The organism is Methylobacterium sp. V23, assembly GCF_002917135.1.
Taxonomy (GTDB): domain Bacteria; phylum Pseudomonadota; class Alphaproteobacteria; order Rhizobiales; family Beijerinckiaceae; genus Methylobacterium.
Genome location: NZ_PDHT01000123.1, coordinates 1 through 1,195, shown reverse-complemented (window position 1 = coordinate 1,195; position 1,195 = coordinate 1). Strand labels below are relative to the sequence as shown.

Annotated in this window: 1 rRNA gene; it reads left to right on the top strand. The window is 53.8% G+C overall.

Going from position 1 to position 1,195, the window contains the following annotated elements:
- Positions 1–6: 6 nt before the first annotated feature.
- Positions 7–1,195, top strand: a 23S ribosomal RNA gene (locus tag CRT23_RS29005); the annotation flags it as partial.

Below are 1,195 nucleotides of genomic sequence, written 5' to 3'. Positions count from 1 at the left end.
CACGACGCTCTTCCCATCAAGCGTACACGGTGGATGCCCTGGCAGTCAGAGGCGATGAAGGGCGTGCTAATCTGCGATAAGCGCCGGTAAGGTGATATGAACCGTTATAACCGGCGATACCCGAATGGGGAAACCCAGTGTGATTCGTCACACTATCATTAACTGAATCCATAGGTTAATGAGGCGAACCGGGGGAACTGAAACATCTAAGTACCCCGAGGAAAAGAAATCAACCGAGATTCCCCCAGTAGCGGCGAGCGAACGGGGAGGAGCCCAGAGCCTGAATCAGCATGTGTGTTAGTGGAAGCGTCTGGAAAGGCGCGCGATACAGGGTGACAGCCCCGTACACAAAAGCGCATGTGCTGTGAGCTCGATGAGTAGGGCGGGACACGTGGTATCCTGTCTGAATATGGGGGGACCATCCTCCAAGGCTAAATACTCCTGACTGACCGATAGTGAACCAGTACCGTGAGGGAAAGGCGAAAAGAACCCCGGCGAGGGGAGTGAAAAAGAACCTGAAACCGTGTACGTACAAGCAGTGGGAGCACCCTTCGGGGTGTGACTGCGTACCTTTTGTATAATGGGTCAGCGACTTATATTCTGTAGCAAGGTTAACCGTATAGGGGAGCCGGAGGGAAACCGAGTCTTAATTGGGCGTTAAGTTGCAGGGTATAGACCCGAAACCCGGTGATCTAGCCATGGGCAGGTTGAAGGTTGGGTAACACTAACTGGAGGACCGAACCGACTAATTTTGAAAAATTAGCGGATGACCTGTGGCTGGGGGTGAAAGGCCAATCAAACCGGGAGATAGCTGGTTCTCCCCGAAAGCTATTTAGGTAGCGCCTCGTGAATTCATCTCCGGGGGTAGAGCACTGTTTCGGCTAGGGGGCCATCCCGGCTTACCAACCCGATGCAAACTGCGAATACCGGAGAATGTTATCACGGGAGACACACGGCGGGTGCTAACGTCCGTCGTGAAGAGGGAAACAACCCAGACCGCCAGCTAAGGTCCCAAAGTCATGGTTAAGTGGGAAACGATGTGGGAAGGCCCAGACAGCCAGGATGTTGGCTTAGAAGCAGCCATCATTTAAAGAAAGCGTAATAGCTCACTGGTCGAGTCGGCCTGCGCGGAAGATGTAACGGGGCTAAACCATGCACCGAAGCTGCGGCAGCGAACGGATCGGAAGAGCGTCGT